Annotated in this window: 26 protein-coding genes and 2 riboswitches; of the genes, 9 read left to right on the forward strand and 17 right to left on the reverse strand. The window is 66.5% G+C overall.

What is annotated here, in order from left to right; all coding sequences use genetic code 11:
- Positions 1–22: 22 nt before the first annotated feature.
- Positions 23–244: riboswitch (cobalamin riboswitch) on the reverse strand.
- Between the two features lie 45 nt (positions 245–289).
- Genes cobA through cbiT form a run of 5 tightly spaced genes read right to left on the reverse strand, consistent with a single transcriptional unit; the run spans position 290 to position 4,650 of the window.
- On the reverse strand, positions 290–1,021 hold the full coding sequence (gene cobA / locus IVB12_RS33400) for a uroporphyrinogen-III C-methyltransferase (protein ID WP_247306079.1): 732 nt from the start codon (positions 1,019–1,021) through the stop codon (positions 290–292).
- Positions 1,018–2,325, reverse strand: coding sequence for a cobyrinate a,c-diamide synthase (locus IVB12_RS33405; RefSeq protein ID WP_247306081.1), 1,308 nt, complete (start codon positions 2,323–2,325; stop codon positions 1,018–1,020). The genes cobA and IVB12_RS33405 overlap by 4 nt, the downstream gene beginning before the upstream one ends.
- Complete coding sequence (cobM, locus tag IVB12_RS33410) at positions 2,325–3,107, reverse strand: precorrin-4 C(11)-methyltransferase (RefSeq protein ID WP_247306083.1); 783 nt, start codon at positions 3,105–3,107, stop codon at positions 2,325–2,327. Before cobM ends, IVB12_RS33405 begins: the two co-directional genes overlap by 1 nt.
- Positions 3,104–3,472: a cobalamin biosynthesis protein gene (locus IVB12_RS33415; RefSeq protein ID WP_247306085.1), complete on the reverse strand. Its 369-nt coding sequence runs from the start codon at positions 3,470–3,472 to the stop codon at positions 3,104–3,106. Before IVB12_RS33415 ends, cobM begins: the two co-directional genes overlap by 4 nt.
- Positions 3,469–4,650: a precorrin-6Y C5,15-methyltransferase (decarboxylating) subunit CbiT gene (cbiT, locus tag IVB12_RS33420; protein ID WP_247306087.1), complete on the reverse strand. Its 1,182-nt coding sequence runs from the start codon at positions 4,648–4,650 to the stop codon at positions 3,469–3,471. Before cbiT ends, IVB12_RS33415 begins: the two co-directional genes overlap by 4 nt.
- On the opposite strand from cbiT, the gene IVB12_RS33425 reads away from it, so the two are divergent.
- Positions 4,649–5,395 carry a cobalt-precorrin-6A reductase gene (locus IVB12_RS33425; protein ID WP_247306090.1) on the forward strand — a complete coding sequence of 249 codons (747 nt, stop codon included), beginning with the start codon at positions 4,649–4,651 and terminating at the stop codon, positions 5,393–5,395. The two genes, cbiT and IVB12_RS33425, sit on opposite strands and share 2 nt — an antisense overlap.
- Here IVB12_RS33425 and cobJ read toward each other — a convergent pair.
- From cobJ to IVB12_RS33460, 7 genes are read right to left on the reverse strand one after another with little or no spacing between them, the layout of a single operon-like run.
- On the reverse strand, positions 5,371–6,105 hold the full coding sequence (gene cobJ, locus IVB12_RS33430; RefSeq protein ID WP_247306093.1) for a precorrin-3B C(17)-methyltransferase: 735 nt from the start codon (positions 6,103–6,105) through the stop codon (positions 5,371–5,373). The genes IVB12_RS33425 and cobJ overlap by 25 nt on opposite strands.
- The gene (locus IVB12_RS33435; protein ID WP_247306095.1) at positions 6,102–6,833 is read right to left on the reverse strand and encodes a precorrin-2 C(20)-methyltransferase; all 732 of its coding nucleotides are present in this window, start codon (positions 6,831–6,833) and stop codon (positions 6,102–6,104) included. The genes cobJ and IVB12_RS33435 overlap by 4 nt, the downstream gene beginning before the upstream one ends.
- Positions 6,834–6,835: 2 nt before the next feature.
- The gene (locus IVB12_RS33440; protein ID WP_247306097.1) at positions 6,836–7,465 is read right to left on the reverse strand and encodes a precorrin-8X methylmutase; all 630 of its coding nucleotides are present in this window, start codon (positions 7,463–7,465) and stop codon (positions 6,836–6,838) included.
- Positions 7,465–8,628 (reverse strand): precorrin-3B synthase, encoded by a 1,164-nt coding sequence (gene cobG, locus IVB12_RS33445; RefSeq protein WP_247306099.1) that lies wholly within the window; start codon positions 8,626–8,628, stop codon positions 7,465–7,467. The genes IVB12_RS33440 and cobG overlap by 1 nt, the downstream gene beginning before the upstream one ends.
- Positions 8,625–11,873 carry a cobaltochelatase subunit CobN gene (cobN, locus tag IVB12_RS33450; RefSeq protein WP_247306102.1) on the reverse strand — a complete coding sequence of 1,083 codons (3,249 nt, stop codon included), beginning with the start codon at positions 11,871–11,873 and terminating at the stop codon, positions 8,625–8,627. The genes cobG and cobN overlap by 4 nt, the downstream gene beginning before the upstream one ends.
- Entirely contained in the window at positions 11,873–12,907 is a 1,035-nt protein-coding gene (gene cobW / locus IVB12_RS33455) for a cobalamin biosynthesis protein CobW (protein ID WP_247306105.1), read from the reverse strand. The genes cobN and cobW overlap by 1 nt, the downstream gene beginning before the upstream one ends.
- Positions 12,904–13,278, reverse strand: coding sequence for a DUF1636 domain-containing protein (locus IVB12_RS33460; RefSeq protein ID WP_247306107.1), 375 nt, complete (start codon positions 13,276–13,278; stop codon positions 12,904–12,906). The genes cobW and IVB12_RS33460 overlap by 4 nt, the downstream gene beginning before the upstream one ends.
- Positions 13,279–13,369: 91 nt before the next feature.
- Positions 13,370–13,591, reverse strand: a riboswitch (cobalamin riboswitch).
- Between the two features lie 40 nt (positions 13,592–13,631).
- Between IVB12_RS33460 and cobO the strand changes: the two genes are divergently transcribed.
- Both cobO and IVB12_RS33470 read left to right on the forward strand, forming a co-directional pair.
- Positions 13,632–14,267, forward strand: coding sequence for a cob(I)yrinic acid a,c-diamide adenosyltransferase (cobO, locus tag IVB12_RS33465; RefSeq protein WP_247306109.1), 636 nt, complete (start codon positions 13,632–13,634; stop codon positions 14,265–14,267).
- A 12-nt stretch (positions 14,268–14,279) separates the two neighbouring features.
- Positions 14,280–15,728, forward strand: a complete 1,449-nt coding sequence (locus IVB12_RS33470; protein WP_247306111.1) for a cobyric acid synthase — start codon at positions 14,280–14,282, stop codon at positions 15,726–15,728.
- On the opposite strand, the gene cobD is transcribed toward IVB12_RS33470, so the two are convergent.
- Both cobD and cbiB read right to left on the reverse strand, forming a co-directional pair.
- A complete protein-coding gene (cobD, locus tag IVB12_RS33475; protein ID WP_247306113.1) occupies positions 15,717–16,682 on the reverse strand; it encodes a threonine-phosphate decarboxylase CobD in 966 nt (321 codons plus the stop codon). The two genes, IVB12_RS33470 and cobD, sit on opposite strands and share 12 nt — an antisense overlap.
- 11 nt (positions 16,683–16,693) lie before the next feature.
- Positions 16,694–17,635: an adenosylcobinamide-phosphate synthase CbiB gene (gene cbiB, locus IVB12_RS33480; protein ID WP_247306116.1), complete on the reverse strand. Its 942-nt coding sequence runs from the start codon at positions 17,633–17,635 to the stop codon at positions 16,694–16,696.
- Between the two features lie 122 nt (positions 17,636–17,757).
- On the opposite strand from cbiB, the gene cobU reads away from it, so the two are divergent.
- From cobU to IVB12_RS33500, 4 genes are all read left to right on the forward strand, one after another.
- Positions 17,758–18,261 (forward strand): bifunctional adenosylcobinamide kinase/adenosylcobinamide-phosphate guanylyltransferase, encoded by a 504-nt coding sequence (cobU, locus tag IVB12_RS33485; protein WP_247306119.1) that lies wholly within the window; start codon positions 17,758–17,760, stop codon positions 18,259–18,261.
- On the forward strand, positions 18,258–19,040 hold the full coding sequence (gene cobS, locus IVB12_RS33490; RefSeq protein ID WP_247306122.1) for an adenosylcobinamide-GDP ribazoletransferase: 783 nt from the start codon (positions 18,258–18,260) through the stop codon (positions 19,038–19,040). The genes cobU and cobS overlap by 4 nt, the downstream gene beginning before the upstream one ends.
- Positions 19,041–19,043: 3 nt before the next feature.
- Entirely contained in the window at positions 19,044–19,676 is a 633-nt protein-coding gene (gene bluB, locus IVB12_RS33495) for a 5,6-dimethylbenzimidazole synthase (RefSeq protein WP_247306125.1), read from the forward strand.
- Positions 19,677–20,022: 346 nt separating this feature from the next.
- Positions 20,023–20,280: a hypothetical protein gene (locus IVB12_RS33500; RefSeq protein WP_247306127.1), complete on the forward strand. Its 258-nt coding sequence runs from the start codon at positions 20,023–20,025 to the stop codon at positions 20,278–20,280.
- An 11-nt stretch (positions 20,281–20,291) separates the two neighbouring features.
- Here the strand turns inward: IVB12_RS33500 and IVB12_RS33505 are convergent, their stop codons facing one another.
- Positions 20,292–20,768, reverse strand: a complete 477-nt coding sequence (locus IVB12_RS33505; RefSeq protein WP_247278202.1) for a hypothetical protein — start codon at positions 20,766–20,768, stop codon at positions 20,292–20,294.
- A 192-nt stretch (positions 20,769–20,960) separates the two neighbouring features.
- Positions 20,961–21,902 (reverse strand): LysR family transcriptional regulator, encoded by a 942-nt coding sequence (locus IVB12_RS33510; protein ID WP_247306130.1) that lies wholly within the window; start codon positions 21,900–21,902, stop codon positions 20,961–20,963.
- 124 nt (positions 21,903–22,026) lie between these two features.
- Between IVB12_RS33510 and IVB12_RS33515 the strand changes: the two genes are divergently transcribed.
- Both IVB12_RS33515 and IVB12_RS33520 read left to right on the forward strand, forming a co-directional pair.
- A complete protein-coding gene (locus tag IVB12_RS33515; RefSeq protein WP_247306132.1) occupies positions 22,027–22,965 on the forward strand; it encodes a ring-cleaving dioxygenase in 939 nt (312 codons plus the stop codon).
- On the forward strand, positions 22,962–23,588 hold the full coding sequence (locus IVB12_RS33520; protein ID WP_247306134.1) for an alpha/beta hydrolase: 627 nt from the start codon (positions 22,962–22,964) through the stop codon (positions 23,586–23,588). Before IVB12_RS33515 ends, IVB12_RS33520 begins: the two co-directional genes overlap by 4 nt.
- Positions 23,589–23,630: 42 nt before the next feature.
- Here the strand turns inward: IVB12_RS33520 and IVB12_RS33525 are convergent, their stop codons facing one another.
- Positions 23,631–24,605: a magnesium transporter CorA family protein gene (locus IVB12_RS33525; RefSeq protein ID WP_247306136.1), complete on the reverse strand. Its 975-nt coding sequence runs from the start codon at positions 24,603–24,605 to the stop codon at positions 23,631–23,633.
- Positions 24,606–24,626: the final 21 nt, after the last annotated feature.

Consider the following 24,626-nt stretch of genomic DNA (forward strand, 5'->3'; position numbering starts at 1 on the left):
CTGCCGTCACACCCGACGGCCTTGGCCTCAAAACGTGCAGGGCCGGTCTCCTGGCTCGCGGTTCACTTGCGGTTCTCCGGCCTTCCCGAGCCTTGCGGCCCAGTGGCTGATCGGAGCCCCTCACCGCTTACAGTCGCGGGGGCGGCTGGGGATTTGGGCGCCGCAACTGGGTCCGCCCGCCCCCATTCCCGATTATGCTCCGGCGCTTTGCGCCGCGTCGAGCACCATGCCTCTCCTGTGTGCCCCTTTCGCGAGCCGGGCGTCAAGGGGCCAAGGGCGGCCGCGGCCATCATGACAGATCGTCTCCTGCCAGCGCCCCGAACAGGATGACGGCGGCGGTGGAAGCGGCGCCGCCGCGGGCAAGCTGCTCGGCAAGCTCGACAATGGTGGTGCGCACCAGCCGCTCGTCGGAACGGCCAAGAGATTCCGCAAACAGCGCCGGCGTATCTGCGGCGAGGCCATGCTCGATCAATTTTGCGGCAAGGGCCGGAAAGGTGCGCCGACCCATATAAACCACGGTGGTTGCCTCCGGATCTGCCAGCGCCACCCAATTCAGGTTTTGCGGCAGCTCGCCGGTGACGTCGGCCCCGGTCACGAACTGCACCCGCCGCGAGGTGTGGCGCCGGGTCAGGGGGATGCCGGCTTGCGCGGCGGCGACGCAGGCGGATGTGACGCCGGGAATGATCTCGTAGCCGATGCCGGCCTCGCGCAGCGTCTCGAGCTCCTCCTCGAGCCGGCCAAAAATGCCGGCGTCCCCAGACTTCAGCCGCACCACGCGCGCGCCAGTTGCGGCATAGTCAACCAAGAGGCGGTTGACGTGGTGCTGCTTGGTCGAGGGCCGCCCTGCCCGTTTGCCGACCGCGACGAGATTGGCGCCGGGACGGGCGAGATCGAGGATCGCGCCGGAGGCAAGATCATCATAGAGCACGACGTCGGCCTCGCGCAGCCGTGCAGTCCCCTTCACCGTGAGGAGTTCGGGGTCGCCGGGGCCGGCGGAGACGAAACTGACAAAACCGCTCACCGGTCCTCCGCAATCAGATGGAAGAACGTGCCGGTGGCTTGGCCCCGCCGCGAGCCGGTCTCGGCAATGACCGCGCCGGTTGCGTCGTGGACCACGGCCAGCGGCGTGTCGGGCTGGGCGATGATCGTCGAATAATGGAACTCGTGGCCGCGCAGGCGTGCGCCGGCCCGGTGCCCCGGCATCGGCGTGGCCAGTTCGGCGAGACGATAGCCCAGATGCATGCGGCGCTTGGCAAAGCTGGTCTCCAGGCCGAGCAGCCCCGCCATCTCATGGCGCACGCCATCGGCATCGGTCAAAGCGGTCCCCAGCACCATATAGCCTCCGCATTCGCCGTGGACCGGCCGTGTCTCGGCGAAGGACCGCACGCCGCTGCGAAAGCGTGCGTTGGCCGCGATCTTGCCGGCATGAAGCTCGGGATAGCCGCCGGGCAGCCAGCAGACATCGGCGCTCGCGTCAGGCGGTTCGTCGGCCAGCGGCGAGAACGGCACGATCTCGGCGCCGGCCGCGCGCCAGGCCTCCAGCATGTGCGGATAGACGAAGGAGAACGCCGCATCGCGGGCGAGCGCAATGCGCTGCCCGGGCGGCGTCACGTTCAAACCATTGCTCGCTGCCGGCGACCAGTTGGCGGCCGCCCGCAGCACCGCATCGAGATCGACATGCTCGGCAACGAAGCGCGCGGCCTCGTCGATCAGCTTGCCGATCCCGGCCTGCTCCTCGGCCTGCACCAGGCCGAGATGGCGCTTCGGCAGACCAATCTCGGCATGGCGCGGCAATGCGCCGAACACGGCGATGCCGGCGTCTCTCAGCGCGCGACGCACGAGATCTTCGTGGCGCGGGCTGGCGACACGATTGAGCACCACGCCGGCAAGGCGCACGCCAGGGCGGTAGTCGCGAAGGCCCGCGGCAATTGCTGCCGCGGTCTGCGCTTGGCCGGAGGGATCGATCACCAGCAGCACGGGCCAGCCCAGCATCTCGGCGATGTCTGCGGTGGCGCCGGTGCCGGAGACGCCGCGCGCGGCGACGCCGTCGAACAGGCCCATCGAGCCCTCCGCGAGCACGACGTCGGCATCCGCGCCGCGGCTGACGAGATGCGCGATCGCCCCGCGATCCATCGCCCAGCTATCGATATTGACGGAGGCCCGTCCCGTCGCCGCAGCGTGAAAGGCGGGATCGATATAGTCGGGCCCGCTCTTGAAGCACTGCACGTTCAAGCCGCGATTGCGCCAAGCGCGGGCGAGCGCCAGCGTCAGCGTGGTTTTGCCGACCCCCGAGGCCGGTGCGGAGATGACGAGACCTGCCGCCATCAGGACGCCTCCGGGAAGCGCGGCTCGGCGCCAACCGGCCGATAGCGGCGATCATAGTCGGCGGCATAGAGGCGGCTCTCGTCAAAATCCGTGGCGTTCAGCGTCCTGCCGACCAGGACCAGCGCGGTGCGCTCCATCTCGCTGCCTACAGCCGCATCGAGCGTTGCCAGTGTGGCACGGACGATGCGCTGGTCCGGCCAGCTCGCGCGCCAGACGATCGCGACCGGGCAGTCTGCGCCGTAATGCGGCGTCAGCTCGGCGATGAGCTTGTCGAGCAGATGGATCGACAGATGGATCGCGAGCACCGCGCCCGTCGCGGCGAACGCAGCAAGCTTCTCGCCCTCGGGCATGGCGCTGGCCCGGCCCGGCGTGCGCGTCAGCACGACCGTCTGGGCGAGACCAGGCAGCGTCAGTTCGGTCTCCAGCGCAGCGGCAGCAGCCGAGAAGGACGGCACGCCCGGCGTGACCGAATAGGGAATGCCGAGCGCGCGCAGGCGGCGGAGCTGCTCGCCCATCGCCGACCAGATCGAGAGATCGCCGGAATGCAGACGGGCGACGTCTTTGCCGTCCGCGTGCGCGGCGACGATCTCGGCGATGATCTCGTCGAGCGACAGCGGCGCGGTGTTGACGATCCGCGCGCCCGGCGGGCAATGCGCCAGCACACCCGCCGGCACAAGCGAGCCGGCATAGAGACACAGTGGAGAGGCGGCGATCAGGTCGCGGCCGCGCAAGGTCAGCAAATCGGGCGCGCCCGGGCCGGCCCCGATGAAATGCACGGTCATAAGCCGTCTCCTTCCGCAATCGCGGCGGTCGCGGTGCGATCCTGCGAGACAACCCGCCTCGCAATCAGCCGCGCGCGAGGGCCAGCCGCGGCAAGCGCCGCGGCTTCGGCGACTGATCCCGTGCCGAACTTTTCCGCAATAAGCTTCGACTGCGTCGGCGTGTCGACGCTCGCAAGCACATCGGCAGGAACAGCCTTGATCGGCACACCGCATTCGCGCGCGAGCTGCTTCAGCGCTTCGGCATCGGCCTTGTCGCTGACGGTTGCCACCGCAGCAAGGCCTTCGAAACCGCCGGTGGCCAGCAGCGCCTCGCGCAGTGAAGCCAGCGTCACATCCTTCTTGAATCCGAGCCCGGCAACTTTCATCGGACCACACTCCATTGCACCACCGGCCGCGCCGCCTCCCATGACCGGTAGCGGCCGAGTGGGGCTGCATGCGCGATCTCCACCCGCATCAGCTCGCCGCAGTGGCGCTGGTGCAGTTCGCCGAGCAGCGCCTCTGTCTCCAGCGTCACCGCATGCGCGACGAGCCGCGCCCCAGGCGCCAACCGCGACCAGATGGCGTCAAACATCGCGCCATCGAGGCCGCCGCCGACGAAGACAGCGTCCGGCGCGTCCAGCGCTGTCAGAGCATCGGGTGCTTCGCCCGCGATGACCGTGATCCGATGCTCCAGTCCAAACGCGGCCGCGTTGCTGCGGATGTTTGCAGTTCGATCATCACGCGCCTCAATGGCCACCGCCGTTCCGCCGCACAGCGCCCACTCGATCGAGATCGAGCCCGAACCGGCGCCGATGTCCCACAGCGTCCTGCCGGGACACGGCGCCAGCGCCGAGAGCGCCAAGGCGCGCATCGGCCGCTTGGTGATCTGGCCGTCGTGAGCGAAGAGATCGTCCGGCAGGCCCGAACCGCGAGACAGCCCCTGCCCGCCCTTCGCCTCCAGCGCAACCGCAACGAGGTTTCCGGACGAAGCGCGCGTAAAGCTGTCAGCGCGATACTCTCTGACGCTTTCATTCGGCCCGCCAAGCGCGGCGAGAGTCCAGAATGCGGAAGGGCCCCAGCCGCGCTCGGTTAGCCAGTTCGCGAGATCGCCGGCCGCTTTGCCATTACGGACGAGACAGATGATCCGCGCCCCGTGCGCCAGATGCTGCACGAGACGTTCGAATGGCGCAGCGTGAAGTCCAAGACAGATCACCGATTCCAGACGCCAGCCAAGCCGCGCGGCGACGAGCGAGAACGTCGACGGCGCGGAGTGCGCAATCCACTCGCCAGCCTGCAGCTTGTCGGCAAGACTTGCACCGGCGCCATGCCAGAACGGATCGCCTGAGGCGAGCACGACCGTCGGCCGGCCGCGACAGCTCAGCACCATATCTGCATCGAACGGCACCGGCCACGGACGGCCGCGGCTGCCAACTTGCGCAAGCGCAAGATGACGCTCGCCGCCGAAGACGGTTTCTGCCTTGGCAAGCGCCTTTCGGCTTGCTTCGGACAGCCCGGCAAGGCCATCTTCGCCGATACCGATGATGGTCAGCCAGGGATCAGCCATGATGCGCGCCCTCGTTCTGGGCGGAACAGCCGATGCGAGCCTGCTCGCCGCGGCGATCGCGCGCGCGGGCATCAAGGCCGTCTATTCCTATGGCGGTCGCACCCGCACGCCCGCCGATCAGCCGCTGCCGACCCGCATCGGCGGCTTCGGCGGCGTGGGCAGGCTTGCCGAATACCTTCGTCGTGAAGGCATCACACATGTGGTCGACGCGACCCACCCCTTCGCGGCGGAGATGAGCCGCAATGCGGTCGAAGCCTGCGCGGAGACGGGCACGCCATTGATTGCGCTGGAGCGCGCGCCCTGGACCAAAGCGCCTGGCGACAACTGGATCGAGGTCGTCGACGTCAACGCCGCCGTCGCGACGCTGCCCGAAAGGCCGGCCAAAGTGTTCCTCGCGATCGGCCGCCAACACATCGCGCCATTTGCGATGACGCCGCAGCATCGCTACACGCTGCGTTTCGTGGATCCGCCCGAAACAACCCTGCCCTTTCCGGCCGACGTGATCGTGTCGCGCGGGCCGTTCACGCTTCATAGCGAGCTGGAGCTGCTGCGGGGGCGCGGGATCACTTGGATCGTTGCCCGTAATTCCGGCGGAGACGGTGCGCGCGCCAAGATCGATGCGGCCCGCATGCTCGGCCTGCCCGTGATCCTGATCTCGCGACCAAACCTGCCCGAGCGGTTGCGGGTGGAGAGCGTTTCCGAGGTTATGCAGTGGCTCGGTCATCGGACCTGCCTCGGCGCATAGACCCAGCGGCCGACGCGGCGCGTCTGCGAATTGCCGACGATCACCAGCGTGCGCATGTCGGCCATCTCGGGTGTCGCTTCGTTCAGAGCGACGGTCTCGATCTCTTCATCGGGCGCGCTGATCGAGCGGGCAAAGATCATCAGGCGCTCGCCGCAACCGGACTCCTTCAGCACCGCAAGCGCGCGGCCAAATCCCTCCGCTCGGCTCGCCGAACGCGGATTGTACATCGCAATGGCAAAATCGGCCTCCGCCGCAAGCCGCAGGCGCTTCTCGATCACCGCCCAGGGCTTCAGATTGTCGGAAAGATTGATCGCACAGAAATCATGGCCGAGCGGCGCGCCGGCGCGGGCGGCCGCCGCCAGCATCGCGGTGATGCCGGGCAGCACGCGAATCGGCAGCTCCCGCCATTGCGGAGCCTGCTCGAGCGCCTCGAACACGGCAGAGGCCATCGCGAACACGCCGGGATCACCGGAGGAGACGACGACCACGTGGCCGCCTTCGGAGGCAAGCCGCAAGGCTTCGCTTGCGCGCTGCAGCTCTTCGCGATTGTCCGACGGGTGCAGTGTAAGCCCCGGTCGCGGCGAGACGCGGGCGACATAAGGCGCGTAGCCGAGAATATCGGTCGCGGCCGCGAGCGCGGCGGAGACTTCCGGCGTCACCAGCGCGTCACTGCCAGGGCCGAGCCCTGCGATGGTCAGCGTACCCGTCATTCGGCGGCGTCCAGGTGCCGGCCCTTGCCGTGCACCAGCACGATCGCGAAATAGGGACAATCGGCGGCATCGACTTCGGCGAGCCGCGCGATGCGCTCGCCCGGCATGGTGCCGCGCTCGACCAGCCAGGCATCGTCCAGCCGGCCGGCGGATGCAAGCGCGCGGCGCACCTTTGCAAGATTGCGGCCGGTCTTCATGATGACGAGTGCATCGGAATCGCGCATGCGCCGCTCGAGTTCGTCTTCGCCAAGCGTCCCCATCAGCACCGTCGTCACATCGTCGCCGAGCGCAATCGGTTGTCCCACGCCGTTCCAGCAGCCGACCATGCCGGGAATGCCCGCGATCACCTCGATCTCGACGCGGCCCTGCAGGCGCGTGTGCAGATGCATGAAAGAGCCGTAGAAGTAGGGATCACCCTCGCAGAGCACGACGAGGTCGACCGCGCGCGAAAGCCGCGCCAGGCGCTCGGCCCATTCGTCATAGAAGCCGGCGAGCAGATGGACATAGTTGGGGCTGTCGAAGGCGATCTCGGTCGTAACGGGATATTCCATGGGGTATTCGGTGACGTCGGCGGCGAGCATGCCCTCGACGATGCTGCGCGCCTGACCCGGCCTTCCCTTCTTGCGGAAATAGGCGACGTGCCTGGCACCGCGCACCATGCGGTCGGCGCGCACGCTCATCAAATCCGGATCGCCGGGGCCGAGACCGCAGCAGATGATGCGTCCCATGACTATTCGCTCCCGCTCGCCAGCGCGTTCACGGCGGCAACCGTGATCGCGGAACCGCCGAGGCGGCCTTCGACCGTCAGCGCAGGTGCCGGCGGATCGGCCATCAGCGCGGCCTTGGATTCGGCGGCACCGACGAAGCCGACCGGACAGCCGATGATCGCCGCGGGCCGCGGGCAATCGCGGTCCTCGAGCATGTTGAGGAGATGAAACAGCGCAGTCGGCGCATTGCCGATCGCGATGATCGCGCCGCCCAGATGTGGCCTCCACAGCTCCAGCGCCGCAGCCGAGCGCGTGTTGCGCATGGATTGCGCCAGCGCCGGCACGGTGGCATCACCGAGTGTGCAGATGATCGGGTTGGCCGCAGGAAGTCTTGCGCGCGTGATTCCTTCCAAGACCATGCGCGCGTCGCACAGGATCGACGCGCCATTCTGCAAGGCCGCGCGCGCAGTGGCGACCATGCCGGGCGTGAAGCGGATATGCGCCTCAAGGCCGACCATGCCGGCGGCGTGGATCATCCGCACCACGACCTGCTCCTCGTCCGGCGAGAAGCGCGCAAGATCAGCCTCGGCGCGGATGGTCGCAAAGGACTGCCGGTAGATCGCCGCGCCGTCGGTTTCGTAACTGTGCGGCATCAGTGCCCTCCCACCAGAATGGAGGGATCGCTGACGATGTCATCGCGGTTCAGGCCGCGCAGAGCGGGCTCATCGCGGGCCGATCCACCGCGCACGAGATCGAATCCGGCACCGGTCGCAACCAGCGTCACGGCGGTGGCGCCGGAATGCGCACAGCCCTTGGCGCAGCCAGAGACGTGAAGCCGCGTATCGGGTGCAATGCGCGGCGCGAGCGCGGCGGCGAGCGCGCGGGTGTCGGCATGCGCCTCGCGGCAACGCGGGGCGCCGCTGCAGGCGATGACGCGCAGCGCGGGATCGTAGGGTTCGGTGATGAGACCGGCCCCGTTCGGCATCGCACGCTTGCCCTCGCTCAAGACCATCCGCCATGGCGTCATGCGCAGGGCATCTCCGCAACCGGCGAATTGATGCAGCGTCGTATGCAGCATCTGCCCGAATGCGACCCCGACCATGGCGCCCTGCGGATAATGTCCGGGCTGCAGCGCAGCCATCACGGGGGCAGGTTCGGTCTCGCCGCGCAAGGTCCCCGGCAATGCCGCACCGGAAGCGATGTGGGCCGCCATGCGCCCTCGCCCGCTGCGGACCCCGCCGGAGGTAATGAACCAGTCTGCGAGCGCGAGCGCCGTGCTCACGACGCCTCCGCGTCCGACGCAACGACCGAAGCTCGCACCATCGGCGCGCACGAGAAGCCGGCCCGCACGATCGCGCTCGATGCGCACGTCGGCGGAGTCGCCGGCGAGCACGCGCGAGGTCCCGTCATCGATGGCGAAGCCGAATTTTGTGGGCAATTCGAGCGCGCTGTCGGCAAGCGCCTCTTCGAGCTCGGCGGCGAGCGCCTGCGTGTCGTCGCCCTCGTTCCAGAACGGCGTTACCAGGATGTTGCGCCGGGATTCGATGTCGGCATCGGGATCGAGCAGCGCCAGTCGCGCAAGGCCATCGAGCAGCGGACCGTGGCTTTCGTCCCTGACACCTCTGATCTGGAGGTTGGCGCGGCTCGTCACGTCGAGGAGACCATTGCCGAAGCGTTCGGCCAGGTCAGCAAGGCCGGAAGTCTGTGCCGCTGTAAGGCGACCGCCGAACGGGCGCACGCGGACCACGAGCCCGTCGCCCGATTGCATCGGCCGCAGCGCGCCGGGACACCAGCCCTTGACCGCGGAAGCGCTCATGAGGCCTCCTTCAACGCAGCGGCGATCGAATTGCGGCGCGTCCGCCAGAGCGAGGCGTCATGCAACCGCATGAAGCACGTCTCCATTGCTGCGAGCGCCGCCGGATTTTCGCGCGTCATGAAAGCGCGGACGTCGGCGTTGCCAAGCGTCGCGTCATAATAGATATCGAACAGATGCGGCGGCACGGCGCCGGCGAGATGCGCGAAGGCGGCCATGTGCTCGAGCGTCGCGGCGATCTCGGCCGCGCCGCGAAACCCGTGGCGCATCATGCCGGCGATCCAGGCGGGATTGGCCGCGCGCGCACGGACGACGCGCGAGATTTCCTCGGTCAGCGTGCGCGCGTGCGGTTGCTCGGGACGCGTCGTGTCGATGTGATAGAGCGATGGTCCTGCCGCGCCGAGATGTGCCGCAGCTGCGGCGACCCCCGCTTCATGCGCAGCATAGTCCGCGGCGAGCAGAAGATCGGTCTCTGGCAGATCCTGGACATGGACGAAGGCATCGGCGGACGCAAGCCGCGCCTCGATGCCAGCGCGATCCGGCTTGATCGCGCCATCCGCCGAGAACGCAAAGGACGATGCCGACAGCCACGCTTCCCCGGCGGCATCACGCGTTTCGGGCGTGAAGGTACCAGGGATCGCTGACAAGCCGACGCCGTATTGTCCGGGCCGCGGCGCAAAGACACGTGAGGCACGGTGGCGATAGGGATTCTCCTCGCCCTCTTCGTCGCGGTTTGCGAGAGCCTCGGACGCAGCCTCGAACAACTGCGCCAGACCCGAAAAGACGTCGCGGAACAGGCCGGATACGCGCAGCGTCACGTCGATACGGGGGCGGCCGAGCTCGGCCGGCGCGATGATGTCGTAGCCGGTGACGCGGCCGGAGGCGTGGTCCCAGTGCGGCGCAAGACCGGCCAGATGCAGCGCCATCGCGAACTCCTCGCCTGCGGTGCGCATCGTCGCCGAGCCCCAGAGATCGACCACGAGCCCCTTCGGCCAGTCACCATGATCCTGCAAGTGACGGCGCAGCAGCTCTTCCGCGAGCTTGATGCCTTGCGCATGCGCCGACGGCGTCGGCACCGCGCGCGGATCGACGGCGAAGAGATTGCGCCCGGTCGGCAGCACGTCCTGGCGCCCGCGATAAGGCGAGCCCGACGGCCCCGGCGCAATGCGCTGCCCCGAAAGCGCGGCGCGCAAGGCGTCCCGCTCCGCGTCGCCGCAGGCGCCGCGGCCGAACACGTGCAAGCCGTCACCGAACTGGCTTTCCTTGAGGTCGCAGACGAAACGATCGATCCGTGGAATCGCTTCGGCTGGTGTGGCCGATGCATCGAGGCCAAGATCGTCTTCGAGGCCCGCGGCACGGGCTTCGTCGCGGATCGCCGCGATCAACCGCTGGCGGCGGGCGGGGTCAAGACCATCGGCAGTGGAATATTCGTCCAGAAGTCGTTCGAGCCGGCGCAAGCCCTCCGGAACGACGGATGCGGCAAGAGGCGGCGGCAGATGGCCGATCGTGACGGCGCCGACGCGCCGCTTGGCCTGCGCAGCCTCGCCGGGATCATTGACGATGAAGGGATAGATGACCGGCAGATCGCCGATCAGGGCTTCCGGCCAACAGCTCGATGACAGCGCCACGGATTTGCCGGGCAGCCATTCCAGCGTGCCGTGCGCGCCCATATGCACGACGGTGTCACAGCCCTGCTCTCGAAGCCAGAGATAGAACGCAACATAGGCATGGCGCGGCGTGCGGGCGAGATCGTGATAATCGACATCGCGCGTGGTTGCATCGCCACGCTCGGGCTGAACCGCGATGATCGACTGGCCGCACCGAATCGCGGCGAAGTGGAGCGCGCTGTCGCGACAGCTCGGATCATCCTCCGGCGCACCCCAAGCTTGTGCGAGATCATCCTGCAATGCTTGCGGCAGACGCGAGAGCGCCGTGCGGTACTCAGCGACGCTCCAGGTCAGCTGCTGCCTCAGCAGCGTTTCGCCGAGCGCATGAACTGGCGCGGCATCGAAGCCCGTCTGCGCGAGGTCGGACAGCAAGACCTCGACGGACGCCAGCGCATCGAGACCAACCGCATGCGCGATCTGGTGTGGACGGCCCGGGTAGTTCGAAAGCACGATCGCCAGACGCTTCTTGGCGACGGGCGTCTCGGCGAGCCGCCGCCAGGCCGCAACCCGTGCGGCGACGGCCTTCACCCGCTCCTCGTCAGCGCGATGCGCAAGATGGGAGAACTGCAGATCGGGATCGCGCTCCGCAGCGGCTTTAAAGCTCACCACGCCCGCGAACAAGCGGCCATCGACCTCGGGCAGCACCACATGCATCGCGAGGTCGCCCGGCGAGAGGCCGCGCAGCGAGGTAGCCCAATCCTCGCGCCGTGCCGTCGAGAGCGCAACCTGGAACACCGGACACTTGGCTACGTCGAACGGCGTCGTGCCATCGTCGCCTACGGCCGAGAACGCCGTCGCATTGACGATCGCCGCCGGAGGATTTCGCGCGAGATGCGCGCGCAGCCAATCCGCGACGCCTGCGGCTTTCAGCGAGGTGACGAAGACACCATAGGCACCAAAACCCTTATCGCGCAGCGCGGCGATCAAGGCATCGACCGGCCCGGTGTCCGCAGCGGTGAGATAGGAGCGATAGAACGTCACCAGCGCGAGCGGCTTCCCCTCGCCGCCCGCCGGCGCAGCAATGACGCCGCGCGCGGGATCATAAAATCCCGTCTCGGGCACATCCATTTCGCCGACGACTGGCCCGGCATAGAGGCCCGAGGCCAGCGCGAGCTGCGCGATCGCGGCTTGGGCCGCGACCGGGCCGCCGGTGTCACAGAGCACCTTGAGCCGGCGCAGGGTCGAGACCGGCAAGGTCGAATACGCGTCGAGCCGCGTATCGTCACGGCCGTCGGCCGGCAGCACGGCCAGCACGATGTTGCGGTCCTTAGCAAGTTGCTGGAGCGTTGCGAGACCATACGGCCAATAGGATTCACCGCCGATCAGACGTACCAGAATGCCACGCGCATGGGAGAGCGTGCGCTCGATATAGGTGTCCACCGAGAGCGGATGACGCAGTTCCGCAAGATTTGCGAGCCGCAGCGACGGCAGGCTGGTACGGCCGCGCCGCCAGCCGGCCGCAAAGGCGGCAAGGTCGGAATCCGAATATGAGAGCACCACGAGATCGGCCGGGTCCTGGCCGATGTCCCTTGGCGTCGCGGTCTCCTCAAGACCGCGGCTCTCGCGGAAAACGACGTGCATCAGGTTGCTAGCCCTGACCTGATCGCGGCCTCGTCAATATCGCCGTGCTCGCCAATCATGACGAGTTTTGATTGCCTGACACCTGCGCCCCAGGGCTTGTCGAACTGGTGGCGCACACGCTCGCCGACCGCCTGCAGCAAGAGGCGCATCGGCTTACCCGCGATTGCGATATAGCCTTTGACGCGCAGCACGTTCTGCTCGCGCGCCAGGCGCTGAACGGAGGCGACCAGCGCATCGATATCGGCAACTTCCGGCAGGTCGATCACGACGGAAGCAAAATCGTCATGCTCATGCTCCTCTTCGCCGTCGTGATGCGAGGGACGCGCGGCAAGATCGTTCTCGGCGGCGGCGCCGAGACCGAGGATGACGCGCGCATCGATCGCGCCGTCGGTGACGGGAAGCATCGGCACGCGGCGCGGCATCTCGGCGGTGATCGCCGCCTTGGCGGCTTCGATCCCAGCGCTGCCGGCAAGATCGGCCTTGGTCAGCAGCACGATGTCGGCGCAGGCGATCTGGTCCTCGAACACTTCCGACAGCGGCGTCTCGTGGTCGAGATTGTCGTCCGCCGCGCGCTGCGCCTCGACTGCAATCGGGTCCGGCGCGAAGCGGCCAGCAGCGACGGCCTCAGCATCGGCCAGCGCAATCACGCCATCGACAGTGATACGCGAGCGGATCTCCGGCCAGTCAAACGCCTTCAGCAGCGGTTTCGGCAACGCCAGGCCCGAGGTCTCGATCAGGATGTGATCGGGCTTCACGGGGCGCGCCAGCAATTGCTCCATGGTTGGAATGAAATCGTCGGCGACGGTGCAGCAGATGCAGCCATTGGCGAGCTCGATGATGTTCTCCTCCGGGCAATTGGCGGCAGCGCACGACTTCAAAATCTCGCCGTCGACGCCCTCGCTGCCGAACTCGTTGACGAGCACGGCGAGCTTCTTGCCGTCGGCATTGGCGAGCAGATGCTGGATCAGCGTCGTCTTGCCGGAGCCCAGAAAACCGGTGATCACCGTGACCGGGACTTTTGCGAGCGAATTCATTCGGCGGCCTCCGGCACGACGGCGATGGGGGGAATGCGGGCAAGCGACTGCTTGCGGAAAATTTCGGGACGGCTGCGCCAGGGCACGAGGCCATCGGGCGCGGCCGCATAGGCCGCAGCGCCGGCGACCACGTCGCGCGCATTCGTCTCCGACAGGCGGCCATAGACATAGGACCAGCGGCCGGGCGCACTCAACGCGACCGAGCAGCCCTGGCTGCAGGCAGAGAGGCATTCGACCGGAACCACATTGACGCCATCGGGCACGCCGGCGCCCAGGATCGCGCCATGCAACCGCTTGCCCGGCGTGACGTCGCCTTCGCCAAGCGTCTCGCCGGCACGGCAGGTAATGCAGACGTGAAGTGTGACCGTCATCGCCTCTTCCAGAATAACAGCGGGAGGCGAAGAGGCGCACGAACCATTGTGAGAGGCCCGTTTCCCCGTCGCGGAACACCCCGTCCGCCGGTCCAAAATCGTCCGCGCTGGCAGGTCTCCCGGCTTGCGGAGCAGGGCTTTTGCCCTTCGATCCCCGCCTTCCCGATCCTGCTAGGGGTCAGTGGCTTCGGGCATCTCTCCGGTCACGGTCGCGGGGGCGGCTGCATTTTGGACCCAAATCTTGCCGATTCGGACCCTATCGCATTCCCTCTTCGCCTGTCATAGGACAGGAACCAGCGCAGGCCCACCATTTGCCGGTGGCCGCCACTTGTCAAGCCGAAGGACCGGGTACGATGACGCCTGAACCGGATATCCAAACGGGCGAGGAAACCGACGCCCGCCACGCCGCCAAAATGGCGAAGAAGAAGGCCGCCCGCGACAAGATCATGGCGACCAAGAGCGGCGAAAAAGGCCTCGTTATCGTCCACACCGGCGCCGGCAAAGGCAAGTCGTCCTCGGCCTTCGGCATGATCGTCCGCTGCGTCGCCCATGGCTTGCCCTGCGCGGTGGTGCAGTTCATCAAAGGCGCCTGGGACACCGGCGAGCGCCGCCTTCTCACTGGCCATTTCGGCGACCTCTGCCAATTCCACGCCATGGGCGAAGGTTTCACCTGGGAGACGCAGGACCGCGCCCGCGACATCGCCGCCGCGCGCGCCGGCTGGGACAAGGCGAAGGAGCTGATTCGCGACCCTGCGTTGCGCATGGTCGTGCTTGACGAGATCAACATCGCGCTACGCTATGATTATCTCGACGTCGCCGAGGTGGTCGAATTCCTGACGACGCAAAAGCCGCCGATGACGCATGTCGTGCTCACCGGGCGCAACGCCAAGGACGAACTGATCGAGATCGCCGATCTCGTTACCGAGATGACGCTGGTCAAGCATCCCTTCCGGTCCGGCATCAAGGCGCAAGCCGGCGTCGAGTTCTGATACGATCTCGCCATGGCGCGCGCGCTGATGATCCAGGGAGCCGGCTCGGACGTGGGCAAGTCGCTCATCGTCGCCGGCCTTGCGCGCGCTTTCACGCGGCGCGGCCTGCGCGTGCTCCCTTTTAAGCCGCAGAACATGTCGAACAATGCCGCCGTCACCATCGACGGCGGCGAGATCGGCCGCGCCCAGGCGCTTCAGGCGCTCGCCGCTCGCGTCGAACCGCACACCGACATGAACCCGGTGCTGCTCAAGCCGGAGACCGATGTCGGCGCGCAGGTCATCGTCCATGGCAAGCGCATCGCAACCGCGCGTGCGCGTGATTATGCGGCGATGAAGCCCTCGCTGATGGGCGCCGTGCTGGAGAGTTTCGCGCGCTTGAAGACGCGCGCCGATCTTGTGCTGGTCGAAGGCGCGGGCAGCCCGGCCGAGGTCAACCTGCGCAAGGCCGACATTGCCAACATGGGCTTTGCGCGCAAAGCCGACGTACCGGTCGTGCTGGTCGGCGACATCGACCGCGGCGGCGTCATCGCCCAGCTCGTCGGCATCAAGACGGTGATCGACCCCGACGATGCCGCGATGATCCGGGGCTTCGTCATCAACAAGTTCCGCGGCGATCCCACGCTGTTCGACGACGGCTACCGGCTGATCGAAGCGAAAACCGCATGGCGCGGCTTTGGCGTGCTGCCCTGGTTCGCGCGCGCCAGCGAGCTGCCGGCCGAGGACGCGCTGGGCCTGCGTGACGCGCGCAAGCCGGGCCAATGCAAGATCGCCTGCCTCGCCCTGTCGCGGATCGCCAATTTCGACGATCTCGACCCGCTCAAGCTCGAACCCGGCGTCGATCTCGTCATGGTGCGTCCGGGCGAAGCAATCCCCGGCGATGTCAGGCTGGTCATCATCCCCGGCTCCAAATCCACCCGCGGCGATCTCGCCTTCCTGCGCGCACAGGGCTGGGACATTGATGTCGTGGCGCATCACCGCCGGGGCGGCCATGTGCTCGGGCTCTGCGGCGGCTATCAGATGCTCGGACACAGCGTTGCCGACCCTGATGGCATCGAGGGACCTACGGGCGACACGCCGGGTCTCGGGCTGCTCGACGTGACAACGGAAATGAGCGCGGAGAAGACGCTGACGCGGGTCGCGGCCGTGCATGCCGCCACAGATCGGCCGATCGAGGCCTACGAGATCCACATCGGCCACACCGACGGGCCCGATCGCGCGCGGCCATTTGCGAAACTGAACGGCGAGCCGGAAGGCGCGATCTCGCGCGATGGCCGCGTCCAGGGCAGCTATCTGCACGGCCTGTTCACGTCGGATGATTTCCGCAAGGCATATCTGGCAAAGCTCGATATTCCCGCGGGTAACGAGCCCTATCATGCCAGGATCGAGAGCGCGCTCGATGCCCTCGCCGATCACATCGAAAGGCACCTCGACCTCGAAGGCCTGCTCGCGTTAGCGCGCTAGCACCTCGGCAAGGCGCGTCCATTCGGATTCGCTGCCGGGAAGCCCGAGGCGCAGCCATGCCGGCTCTCGCGCGAAAACGCGCGACCAGATCTGGGCGCGCGCGAGCTTTTCCTGCGCGGCCAGCGCGTTAGGTGTCTGGTAAAGACGAAACAGCGGCGTGCCCCCGATAAGCGTCCAGCCTTGCGACTGCGCCATGGCGTCGAGCCGAACACAATCGCGTGCGAGCCGCGCTGAGGTAGCCTCAGCCCAGGGATCGTCGCGCAAGGCGCGACAGCCGATTGCGATCGCCGCTCCCGAGACCGGCCATGGACCCGACATCGACGCAAGCTTGCCGATGTCCGCCGCATTGCCAATTGCAAAGCCAAGCCGAAGGCCGGCAAGGCCATAAAACTTACCGAACGAGCGCAGGATCAACAGCCCTGGCCGATCGGCTTCCGAAGCAAGCGACAGCTGCGGAACGGCGTCGGCAAAGCTCTCGTCGATCACGAGACGGCCGACGCGCGGCAGCAATGCGAGCAGATCCTTCGGCATATGGCGCCGGCCATCGGGATTGTTGGGATTGACGACGATCGCGAGGTCTGCGCCGGCCATCGCGTCAAATTCGCCGGCCTCCTGGACATCCCAGCCCGCGGCCGACAGGACCCCGGCATATTCGTTGTAGGTCGGCGCGAGAATGCGCGCGCGGCCAGGCGCCGCGAGCTGCGGCAACAATTGAATGGCGGCCTGCGCACCGCCCATCGCGACAACAGGTGCGCTCGTGCGGTAGGCGTACTGCGCGGCCTGATGCAAGGCATCGATTTCGGCGCGCGACGGCAACGCGCCCCAGGCGCGCGTGCTTACCTCGCCTACGGGATAAGGCAGCCGGTTGATCCCTGTCGAGAGGTCGATCCAATCCTCTGCGCGTCCGCCAAAACGCTGCTGGGCCAAATCGAGATTTCCACCGTGCTCGCGCATCCCCCGTTCTTTCACGCGAAGGCCAGGATCGCAAGCACCGCGGCGAGAAGCAGCATGGACCTGCGATAGACCGCCAATCCATGATTGATGTCCGCAGCGAGCGGATCGCGCGCGCCCTCGTTGAGCCAGGGCTCGTTCGTGACGCTGCCGTGATAGATGCGGGGGCCGCTCAGCCGCACACCGAGCGCGCCAGCCATGGCCGCTTCCGGCCAGCCGGCGTTGGGCGAGCGGTGGCGGCGCGCATCGCGCCTCATGCACGACAGCGCCTCTAATCGCCGCTGCGCCAGCAGCACGAAGAGGAAGCCAGTCACGCGCGCCGGAACGAAATTGGCGACATCGTCGATGCGCGCTGCGGCCCAGCCGAACGCTTCGTGCCGCTCGCTGCGATGGCCGATCATGGAGTCGAGTGTGTTGATCGCCTTGTAGCCGAGAATGCCGGGGAGGCCGAACACCGCGCCCCAGAACACCGGCGCCACGATGCCGTCGGAGGCGTTCTCGGCAAGGCTCTCGATTGCCGCGCGTGCGATGCCGGGCTCATCGAGCGCCGCGGGATCGCGGCCGACGATGCGCGAGACCGCGTCGCGCGCGCCGGCGATGTCGCGAGCCTGCAAGGGCGTCGCGACAGCCGCGACATGGTCATGCAGCGAGCGCAGCGCGACCAGGGGCCAGGCCAGGACGCCGACCAGCGCGATCTGAATCCAGCCCCAGGGAAGCACGGACTGAAGCACCCAGCCGAGCGCGATTGAGACCGCGATCACCGCGAGCGCTCCGGCAACGCCGGCGGCGCGGCGAAACGCCGGCGGGTCAGACGCGCGATTCCAGGCGGTGTCGACAGTCGCAATCAGGCGGCCCAGCCAGGTCACGGGATGGCCGATCCGCGCGAACAGCCACGACGGCCAGCCCAGCAGGGCATCCGCCGCCATCGCCACCACCATCGCCCCCGCAAAGCCCACACGCGCCTCCTGTTCCGCCCCTGTTGCGCAAAGCGAAGGCAGAGCGCAAGCCCCTACAGGCCCGATTTCGGCTTTGTCTTTGGCCGTGTTTGGTGATTAGTCAGGGCTGATAGGAGACCTTCATGGCCGTCATCTTGATCACGGGCGGAGCGCGATCGGGCAAGAGCACGCGTGCGGAAGCGCGCGCGAGGGCCTTTCCCGGGCAGCCCGTCTATGTCGCGACGGCCGAGGCGCTCGATGCCGAAATGGAGACGCGCATCGCCACGCATCGTGCGCGGCGCGGAACTGACTGGATCGAGCGCGAGGTGCCGCTTGATCTCGTGCCGGTGCTGGTCGCAAGCGATGGCGGCGGCGCAAGGCTGGTGGATTGCCTGACGCTGTGGCTCTCGAATCTGATGCATGCGGAGCGCGATTGGGAGAGCGAGGTAAAAGAGCTTGCCGGCACCCTGCCCAAGCTGAAAAGCCCGGTTGTTCTCGTCACCAACGAGGTCGGTCTCGGCATCGTTCCTGACAACGCCCTGGCACGCAGCTTTCGCGACGCCGCCGGCCTCATGAATCAGACTATCGCGGTGGCTGCCGACGAGGTCGAGTTCGTCGTCGCCGGCCTGCCGATGAAACTGAAATGATGCCGCGCGCCGAATTTCTGCGAGACGTCATCGCCGATCTCAGGATGGCGGCATCGTTCGTCACGATCCTGCCGGCGGCATCGTCGAAGCCTGCAGGCGACGGCGCCATCGCGCGTGCAACCTGGGCGCTGCCCGTCGCGGGACTGCTGGTCGGACTTGCCGGCGCGCTGGTCTATAAGATGTGCAGCCGGTTCGGACTGACGCCGAACCTTGCCGCCCTGCTGGCGCTGGCCGCCACCGCCCTCATCACCGGCGCGCTACACGAGGATGGGCTTGCCGATACCGCCGATGGCCTCGGCGGCGGCCGAACGCGCGAGCGCAAGCTCGAGATCATGCGCGACAGCCGGATTGGGACCTATGGCGTCTGCGCGCTGATCCTGTCGTTCGGCCTGCGCTGGAGTGCGCTCGCGGCGATCGCCAATCCATGGACGGTCACGTTGGCGCTGTGCGCGGCGCACATCGCAGCCCGCGCAGGCGTGCCGGCCTTCATGTCGCTTGTCCCGCTGGCGCGACCGGATGGGCTTTCGGCGAGCGCGGGGCCGCCGCCGGGCCGCAGTGTCGCCATCGCCTTCGCACTTGGGACACTCGCTCTCGCCCTCGCGCTCGGGCCGGGCAAGGCGCTGGTCGCCCTGATCCTGCTGTCGCTCGCCGGGTTCATGCTGGCGCGGCTCGCCATCCGCCAAATCGGCGGGCAAACCGGCGATATCCTCGGCGCGTTCGAGCAGACAGGCGAGATCATGATCCTGCTGGTTGCCGCGGCCTTCCAGATCGGACGCTGACCCATGGTCGAGTTCGACGACGCCTTCCGCCGACAATTACGCGAGCTGTTCGTATGGCGCCGGGACGTCCGGCGTTTTCGCAGCGATCCGTTACCACGCGGCGCGGTGGAGCGCCTGATCGAGACCGCCTGTCTCTCGCCATCGGTCGGTCTCAGCCAGCCCTGGCGCTTCGTCACGGTCGACGACGCCGCACGGCGCCAGGCCGTGATCGACGACTTCCAATCGTGCAATGCCGATGCGTTGAACGCCTATACCGGCGAGCGCGCGACCCGCTATGCCACGCTGAAGCTGGCGGGTCTCGAACAGGCTCCTGGCCACCTCGCCGTGTTTGCCGACAAGGCCAGCGACATCGGTCACGGCCTCGGCCGTGCCACCATGCCGGAGACGACGGAATATTCGGTCGTCGCGGCGATCACCGCGATGTGGCTCGCCGCGCGCGCCGAAGGCATCGGGCTCGGCTGGATCTCGATCCTGAATCCTGCGCGCGTTCACGCCATTCTTGACGTGCCGGAATCATGGAAGTTCATCGCCTATCTCTGCATCGGCTATCCGGAAGTCCAATGCGACCAGCCCGAACTGGAGCAGGCGAAATGGGAGCACCGGCGCAGTGCGGACGAGTTTACGCTGAGGCGCTAGTAGAGACCAGCGTATCGAAACGCTCTCGATGCCTGAAGGTGAAGGCCGGAAATCGCGACTCTTCGCGGCGTATCAAATTCGCGGCAGAGCGAATCGAACTTATCCCGATTCATCAATCCGACCCTACCTCAGTATGGTCTCGCCATACCCGCGCACAATAGCGACAACCAAGTGCTCAGTGCTAGCTATGAACGCGAAGTGAAAAGCAACGGAACCGGCCCCGCGAGCCGGCAGTTGCGGGACAAGTCCGGCGGTGTAGCGTCCGCCGGCTTTTCTCCTAGCGAACGGCGCAATGCCGCTCCAGTACTTGGTGTCTACTGTCACAGTTGGCTGCAGAGAGTACGCCATGAGAAACATCGCCGATGTCCTCGTGCGGTTTTGGCAAGCGAGCCAGCCCGCATCCGATACTCAGGTTGAGGCTATGGCCGAAAACCGAGATCAATCCAGCATGGCCGATTTTGTCCGCATTCTGCAGGCCTACGATCAAAACCAGTGGAGCGACCGCGCCCGCCCGGTTCTTCAGCAGGTCGCCCGGCCGGCAATGTGCCGCCGGCCGGCCAACACGCCACACAAGGGATCAACTTCCTTGGTGTGGGACCTGTGATCATTGCGCTGTCATGAGCCGGACGTTTTAACGACGAGCTTTATGTTTAGCAGGTTGACGCCCTTGAATGGGTTCGGCGCGCTTTCGATTGTGCCCGTACCCGTGGCGTTCGCATAAGCACCTGTGCCCGATAGGATCGTGTATTCGCCCGTTGACTTGCCGTCTTTGGCCGAACCGGTGTAGCGCGCCGTAATCGAGCCTTCCTCGAACGTGTAAGTGCTGTAGCCGAAGAAGGGGCCCGACCCTTTGAGCAAGTCCGAAGTATTGACGAACTCTTTCACTCCGATACGGCCGTCGTTGAAAACGGCGACCCCAAAGAATTTACCTGACACAACCGTCTGTCCTTCGACGTTTGCGGCCTCGATGACCTTGAGATCAATGGGCTTCGTGACCAGCTTGAACTCAAGCACCCGCTCGCCCGCTACAGCGGTTGACGCCGCGACGATCAATGCTACGCCAGAAAGGAAAAAGCTGAGAGACTTCCGCATAGGCTCCTCCTGCGCTTGTTGGAATCAAGTCGAGAAGTGTCGGCGAGCTACACATCACGCCGCCGCTTTTTGCAGCGGCACGAAAGAGAGCCCTCGGCGACGCCCCGGCAGCGGCTGAAGCTCTCTGGTCCTAAGCGCGAAGTCGGGACGCAAGTATGAGTCCTGAGCGATCGGAAGAAAGTTCAGTTTTCGTCACGGTATAATAGTATCCCTAGCCTCCGCACGTCTGCGCCCGCCGGCTTCGTCCTCCTCGCGGCCAAAACGCTCGACCAGGAAGTCGATGAACAGACGCACCTTGACCGACAAGTGCCGCGTCGGCGGATAGACCGCGTAGAGCGCGAGCGGCGGCGCGAAATAGTTGTCCAGCACCGTCCGCAGCTCGCCCTTCTTCAACGCATCCGCGGCGATGAACTCGGGCAGCAGCGCCAGCCCCCTGCCGTTGATCGCGACGTCGCGCAGCACCTCGGCGTTGTTGACGCAGAGCGACCAGGCCGGCTGGATCCAGTGATCGCCATCAGTGCCGGTCAGCTTCCACTGATTGCCGGTGAGCAGGAAGCCGTAGGTTAGCGCGGCGTGCTCGCGCAGATCCTGCGGATGTATAGGCGTGCCGTGACACGCCAGATAATCCGGCGAAGCGCAGATCATGCGCGCCACCGGCATGATCTTGCGCGCGATCAGGCTGGAGGATTCCAGCTCCGCGATCCGCAACGTCACGTCAAATCCGTCCTGGACCGGATCGAGCAAATCGTCGCTGAGCACGATCTGGAGCTGCAACTCGGGATAGCGCGCCATGAAATCGGCGAGCACCGGCCCCAGCCGCATCGTGCCGAACGACATCGGTGCGTTGACGCGCAACAGGCCCCGTGGCGCCGACTGGGCCTGCGTCACCGCCTGGTCGGCAGCCTCGATCTCCGAGAGGATCACCACCGCACGCTCGAAATAGCGCTGGCCGTTCTCGGTCGGGCTCGCGTGCCGCGTGGTCCGGTTCAGGAGCTGGACGCCGAGGCTCTCCTCGAGGTCGGCGATGTATTTGCTGATCGCCGAGCGCGACAGCCGCAACTGGCGGCCGGCTTCCGCAAAGCTGCCGCTTTCGACCACTTTTACGAAGGCCCGCAGGCTGGCCACCTTGTCCAATCGCTCGGCCTATTGTTTCCAATTCATAGACATAGCCGTCATATTTGCATGGATTGTCTCCGATCCAAAGCGGAACGATATTTGCGACCAGAGCAAGACGCTCCCCGAATTTTGGAGGACGACAATGTCTGGACTGCACCATGTCACCGCGATCGCCGGCGATCCCATGAGGAATTTCGGCTTTTACACCCGGGACCTCGGCCTGCGCTTCGTCAAGAAGACGGTCAATTTCGACGACCCTGCCACCTATCACTTTTATTACGGCGACGAGACCGGCCGCCCCGGCACCATCCTGACCTTCTTCCCGTGGGCCGGCGTTTCGGCCGGCCGCCGCGGTGTCGGCGAAACCCATCAGACCGCCTTCCGCGTGCCGCAGCGCTCGCTCGCCTACTGGACGCAGCGCTTCATCGAGAAGGGCATTGCTCACGAGGCCTTGGAGAAGCGCTTCGGTGAGTCCGTGCTGCCGTTCAGCGACCCCGACGGGATGGCGCTCGCGCTAGTCGGCATTCCCGGCGCCGAGAACGAGCCAGGCTGGAGCAATGGCGACGTGCCGGCCGAGCATGCGATCCGCGGCTTCCACGGCGTGACCCTGCTGCTCGACAGCGCAGTGAAGACGGCGGCCGTCCTCACCGACGTGTTCGGCTTCAAGGAGACCGCGCGCGAAGGCTCGGTGATCCGCTTCAAGGCAGCGGGCGATGCCGAAGGCAGCGTCGTCGATATCTACGAAGCCAAGGGCTTCTTGCGGGGACATCAGGGCGGCGGCTCGGTGCATCACATTGCCTTCCGCGCGGCCGACGACGCCGAGCAGGGCCAGATGGCGCAAAAGCTCGTGAGCAATCACGGCCTGCGCCCGACCGAGCAGAGGGACCGCAACTACTTCCGCTCGATCTACTTCCGCGAACCCGGCGGCGTGCTGTTTGAGATCGCGACCGTCATCCCTGGCTTCGCCGTCGACGAACCCGTCGCGACCCTGGGCCGCGACCTGAAGCTGCCTGGCTTCCTCGAAGCGCACCGCAAGCAGATCGAGGAAGTGTTGCCCAACCTTGAAGAGAGTGTGTCATGACCGAGCGTTCATTCATCCATCGTTTCGAGCCCGCGACCAACGCGGGCTCGGCCCCACTCCTGCTGCTGCACGGCACCGGCGGCGACGAGAACGACCTGCTCGGCCTCGGCCGCATGATATCGCCCGGCGCCGCACTGCTCTCGCCGCGCGGCCGCGTGCTCGAGCACGGCATGCCGCGCTTCTTCCGCCGCCTTGCCGAGGGCGTGTTCGACGAGGACGATTTGCGCCGGCGCGCACACGAACTCGCCGACTTCGTCACGGAGGCGCGGCAACGTTACGGCCTCGCAGCGCCCGTCGCGGTCGGCTTCTCCAACGGCGCCAATATCGCTGCCGCGCTGTTGCTGCTGGAGCCGGACGTGCTTGCAGGCGCGATCCTGTTGCGCGCCATGGTGCCGTTGTCGGATCCGCCAAAAGCCAATCTTGCAGGCAAGCCAATCCTGCTGTTGTCCGGGCAAGGCGACCCGATCGTGCCGGCTGGCAATTCGGCCCATCTCGCGGCTCTGCTCTCGCAAGCCGGCGCGAGCGTCACCCACAGGGTCCTGCCCGCAGGCCACCCATTGTCGCAAGCCGACATCACGCTGGCCCGCGACTGGATCGGCAATGTCGACGCCAGGGCAGCATGATCAAAGCAGCGGCGCATCGCTTTCCAACGGTGCGCCGCCGCGTCAATCGAACCAGCCGCGCCGCTTGAACCAGATCAGCGGCAGCACGCCGCTGGCAATCACCGCAAGCCAGGCCAACGGATAGCCGAAGGTCCAGTCCAGCTCTGGTATGTGCTTGAAGTTCATGCCCCAGATGCCGACCAGGATGGTCGGCGGCACGCCGACGACGGAGACGATCGTCAGGATCTTGAACAGCTCGTTCTGCTGGATGTTGACGAAGCCGAGCACCGCATCGAGCAGCAACTGGATCTTGTCGGACAGTCGCGTCTCGTAGTCACTGAGCGAAACGACGTCCTTCGAGACCGCCTCGAGACGTTTCTTCGACGCCGCTTTGATCCATTCACTGCCGACATCGCCGGCAAACGAGGCAACGCGGCCGACCCCGAGCAGGACATCGCGCGCCTTGGCCAGCCGATCGGCCAACTCGCCGATATTCTCCAGCGCCTCGCGCATCCTACGGCTGGAGCGCACCGGCCGTTGGGTGCGAACCAGCCCGCCCCTAAAGACGCCCCGCGAGAGCCGGTCCACCTTCGCGCCGAGATGCTCCAGGACATCGGCGCCACGGTCGATCATGGCCTCGAGCAGGCTGGTGAACACGCACATGCCGTTCTCCAGGCTGTCGTCGGAGCCGATGCGCTCGCCGACCTCGTCGAAGATCGGCAGCTCCGCAAAGCGCACCGTCACCAAGACATGCGGGCCAATGACGAACCCCACCGGCGTGATCTCGGCCTCGTTGTTCTCGCTGGGCCGGAGCGCCGGCGAGCTGAGATAGAGCGTCCCGTGGTCGAGGATCAGGCGGCTCGACGCCTCGATCTCGCTGAGGGACTCTTCCGAGGGAATGCGGATCCCGAGCAGTCGTTCGACGAACTGCTTTTCCTCGTCATTCGCGTTCAAGAGATCGGCCCAGATAATCTCCGAGGGCATTTCCGCGCCGATGCCGTGCCAGTCGTCAGACGGCCACCTGTAAAGCTTAAGCAAGAACCGAACTCCGTGGCCGCG

Source organism: Bradyrhizobium sp. 179, from assembly GCF_023073535.1.
GTDB lineage: Bacteria > Pseudomonadota > Alphaproteobacteria > Rhizobiales > Xanthobacteraceae > Bradyrhizobium.

What these genes read in the sequence shown, in the direction of transcription:
- IVB12_RS33405 (WP_247306081.1), bottom strand. Translation starts at nt 2,325, where the DNA reads ATGGCGGCAGGTCTCGTCATCTCCGCACCGGCCTCGGGGGTCGGCAAA.
- cobM (WP_247306083.1), bottom strand. Translation starts at nt 3,107, where the DNA reads ATGACCGTGCATTTCATCGGGGCCGGCCCGGGCGCGCCCGATTTGCTG.
- IVB12_RS33415 (WP_247306085.1), bottom strand. Translation starts at nt 3,472, where the DNA reads ATGAAAGTTGCCGGGCTCGGATTCAAGAAGGATGTGACGCTGGCTTCA.
- IVB12_RS33425 (WP_247306090.1), top strand. Translation starts at nt 4,649, where the DNA reads ATGATGCGCGCCCTCGTTCTGGGCGGAACAGCCGATGCGAGCCTGCTC.
- cbiT (WP_247306087.1), bottom strand. Translation starts at nt 4,650, where the DNA reads ATGGCTGATCCCTGGCTGACCATCATCGGTATCGGCGAAGATGGCCTT.
- cobJ (WP_247306093.1), bottom strand. Translation starts at nt 6,105, where the DNA reads ATGACGGGTACGCTGACCATCGCAGGGCTCGGCCCTGGCAGTGACGCG.
- IVB12_RS33435 (WP_247306095.1), bottom strand. Translation starts at nt 6,833, where the DNA reads ATGGGACGCATCATCTGCTGCGGTCTCGGCCCCGGCGATCCGGATTTG.
- IVB12_RS33440 (WP_247306097.1), bottom strand. Translation starts at nt 7,465, where the DNA reads ATGCCGCACAGTTACGAAACCGACGGCGCGGCGATCTACCGGCAGTCC.
- cobG (WP_247306099.1), bottom strand. Translation starts at nt 8,628, where the DNA reads ATGAGCGCTTCCGCGGTCAAGGGCTGGTGTCCCGGCGCGCTGCGGCCG.
- cobN (WP_247306102.1), bottom strand. Translation starts at nt 11,873, where the DNA reads ATGCACGTCGTTTTCCGCGAGAGCCGCGGTCTTGAGGAGACCGCGACG.
- cobW (WP_247306105.1), bottom strand. Translation starts at nt 12,907, where the DNA reads ATGAATTCGCTCGCAAAAGTCCCGGTCACGGTGATCACCGGTTTTCTG.
- IVB12_RS33460 (WP_247306107.1), bottom strand. Translation starts at nt 13,278, where the DNA reads ATGACGGTCACACTTCACGTCTGCATTACCTGCCGTGCCGGCGAGACG.
- cobO (WP_247306109.1), top strand. Translation starts at nt 13,632, where the DNA reads ATGACGCCTGAACCGGATATCCAAACGGGCGAGGAAACCGACGCCCGC.
- IVB12_RS33470 (WP_247306111.1), top strand. Translation starts at nt 14,280, where the DNA reads ATGGCGCGCGCGCTGATGATCCAGGGAGCCGGCTCGGACGTGGGCAAG.
- cobD (WP_247306113.1), bottom strand. Translation starts at nt 16,682, where the DNA reads ATGCGCGAGCACGGTGGAAATCTCGATTTGGCCCAGCAGCGTTTTGGC.
- cobU (WP_247306119.1), top strand. Translation starts at nt 17,758, where the DNA reads ATGGCCGTCATCTTGATCACGGGCGGAGCGCGATCGGGCAAGAGCACG.
- cobS (WP_247306122.1), top strand. Translation starts at nt 18,258, where the DNA reads ATGATGCCGCGCGCCGAATTTCTGCGAGACGTCATCGCCGATCTCAGG.
- bluB (WP_247306125.1), top strand. Translation starts at nt 19,044, where the DNA reads ATGGTCGAGTTCGACGACGCCTTCCGCCGACAATTACGCGAGCTGTTC.
- IVB12_RS33500 (WP_247306127.1), top strand. Translation starts at nt 20,023, where the DNA reads ATGAGAAACATCGCCGATGTCCTCGTGCGGTTTTGGCAAGCGAGCCAG.
- IVB12_RS33505 (WP_247278202.1), bottom strand. Translation starts at nt 20,768, where the DNA reads ATGCGGAAGTCTCTCAGCTTTTTCCTTTCTGGCGTAGCATTGATCGTC.
- IVB12_RS33515 (WP_247306132.1), top strand. Translation starts at nt 22,027, where the DNA reads ATGTCTGGACTGCACCATGTCACCGCGATCGCCGGCGATCCCATGAGG.
- IVB12_RS33520 (WP_247306134.1), top strand. Translation starts at nt 22,962, where the DNA reads ATGACCGAGCGTTCATTCATCCATCGTTTCGAGCCCGCGACCAACGCG.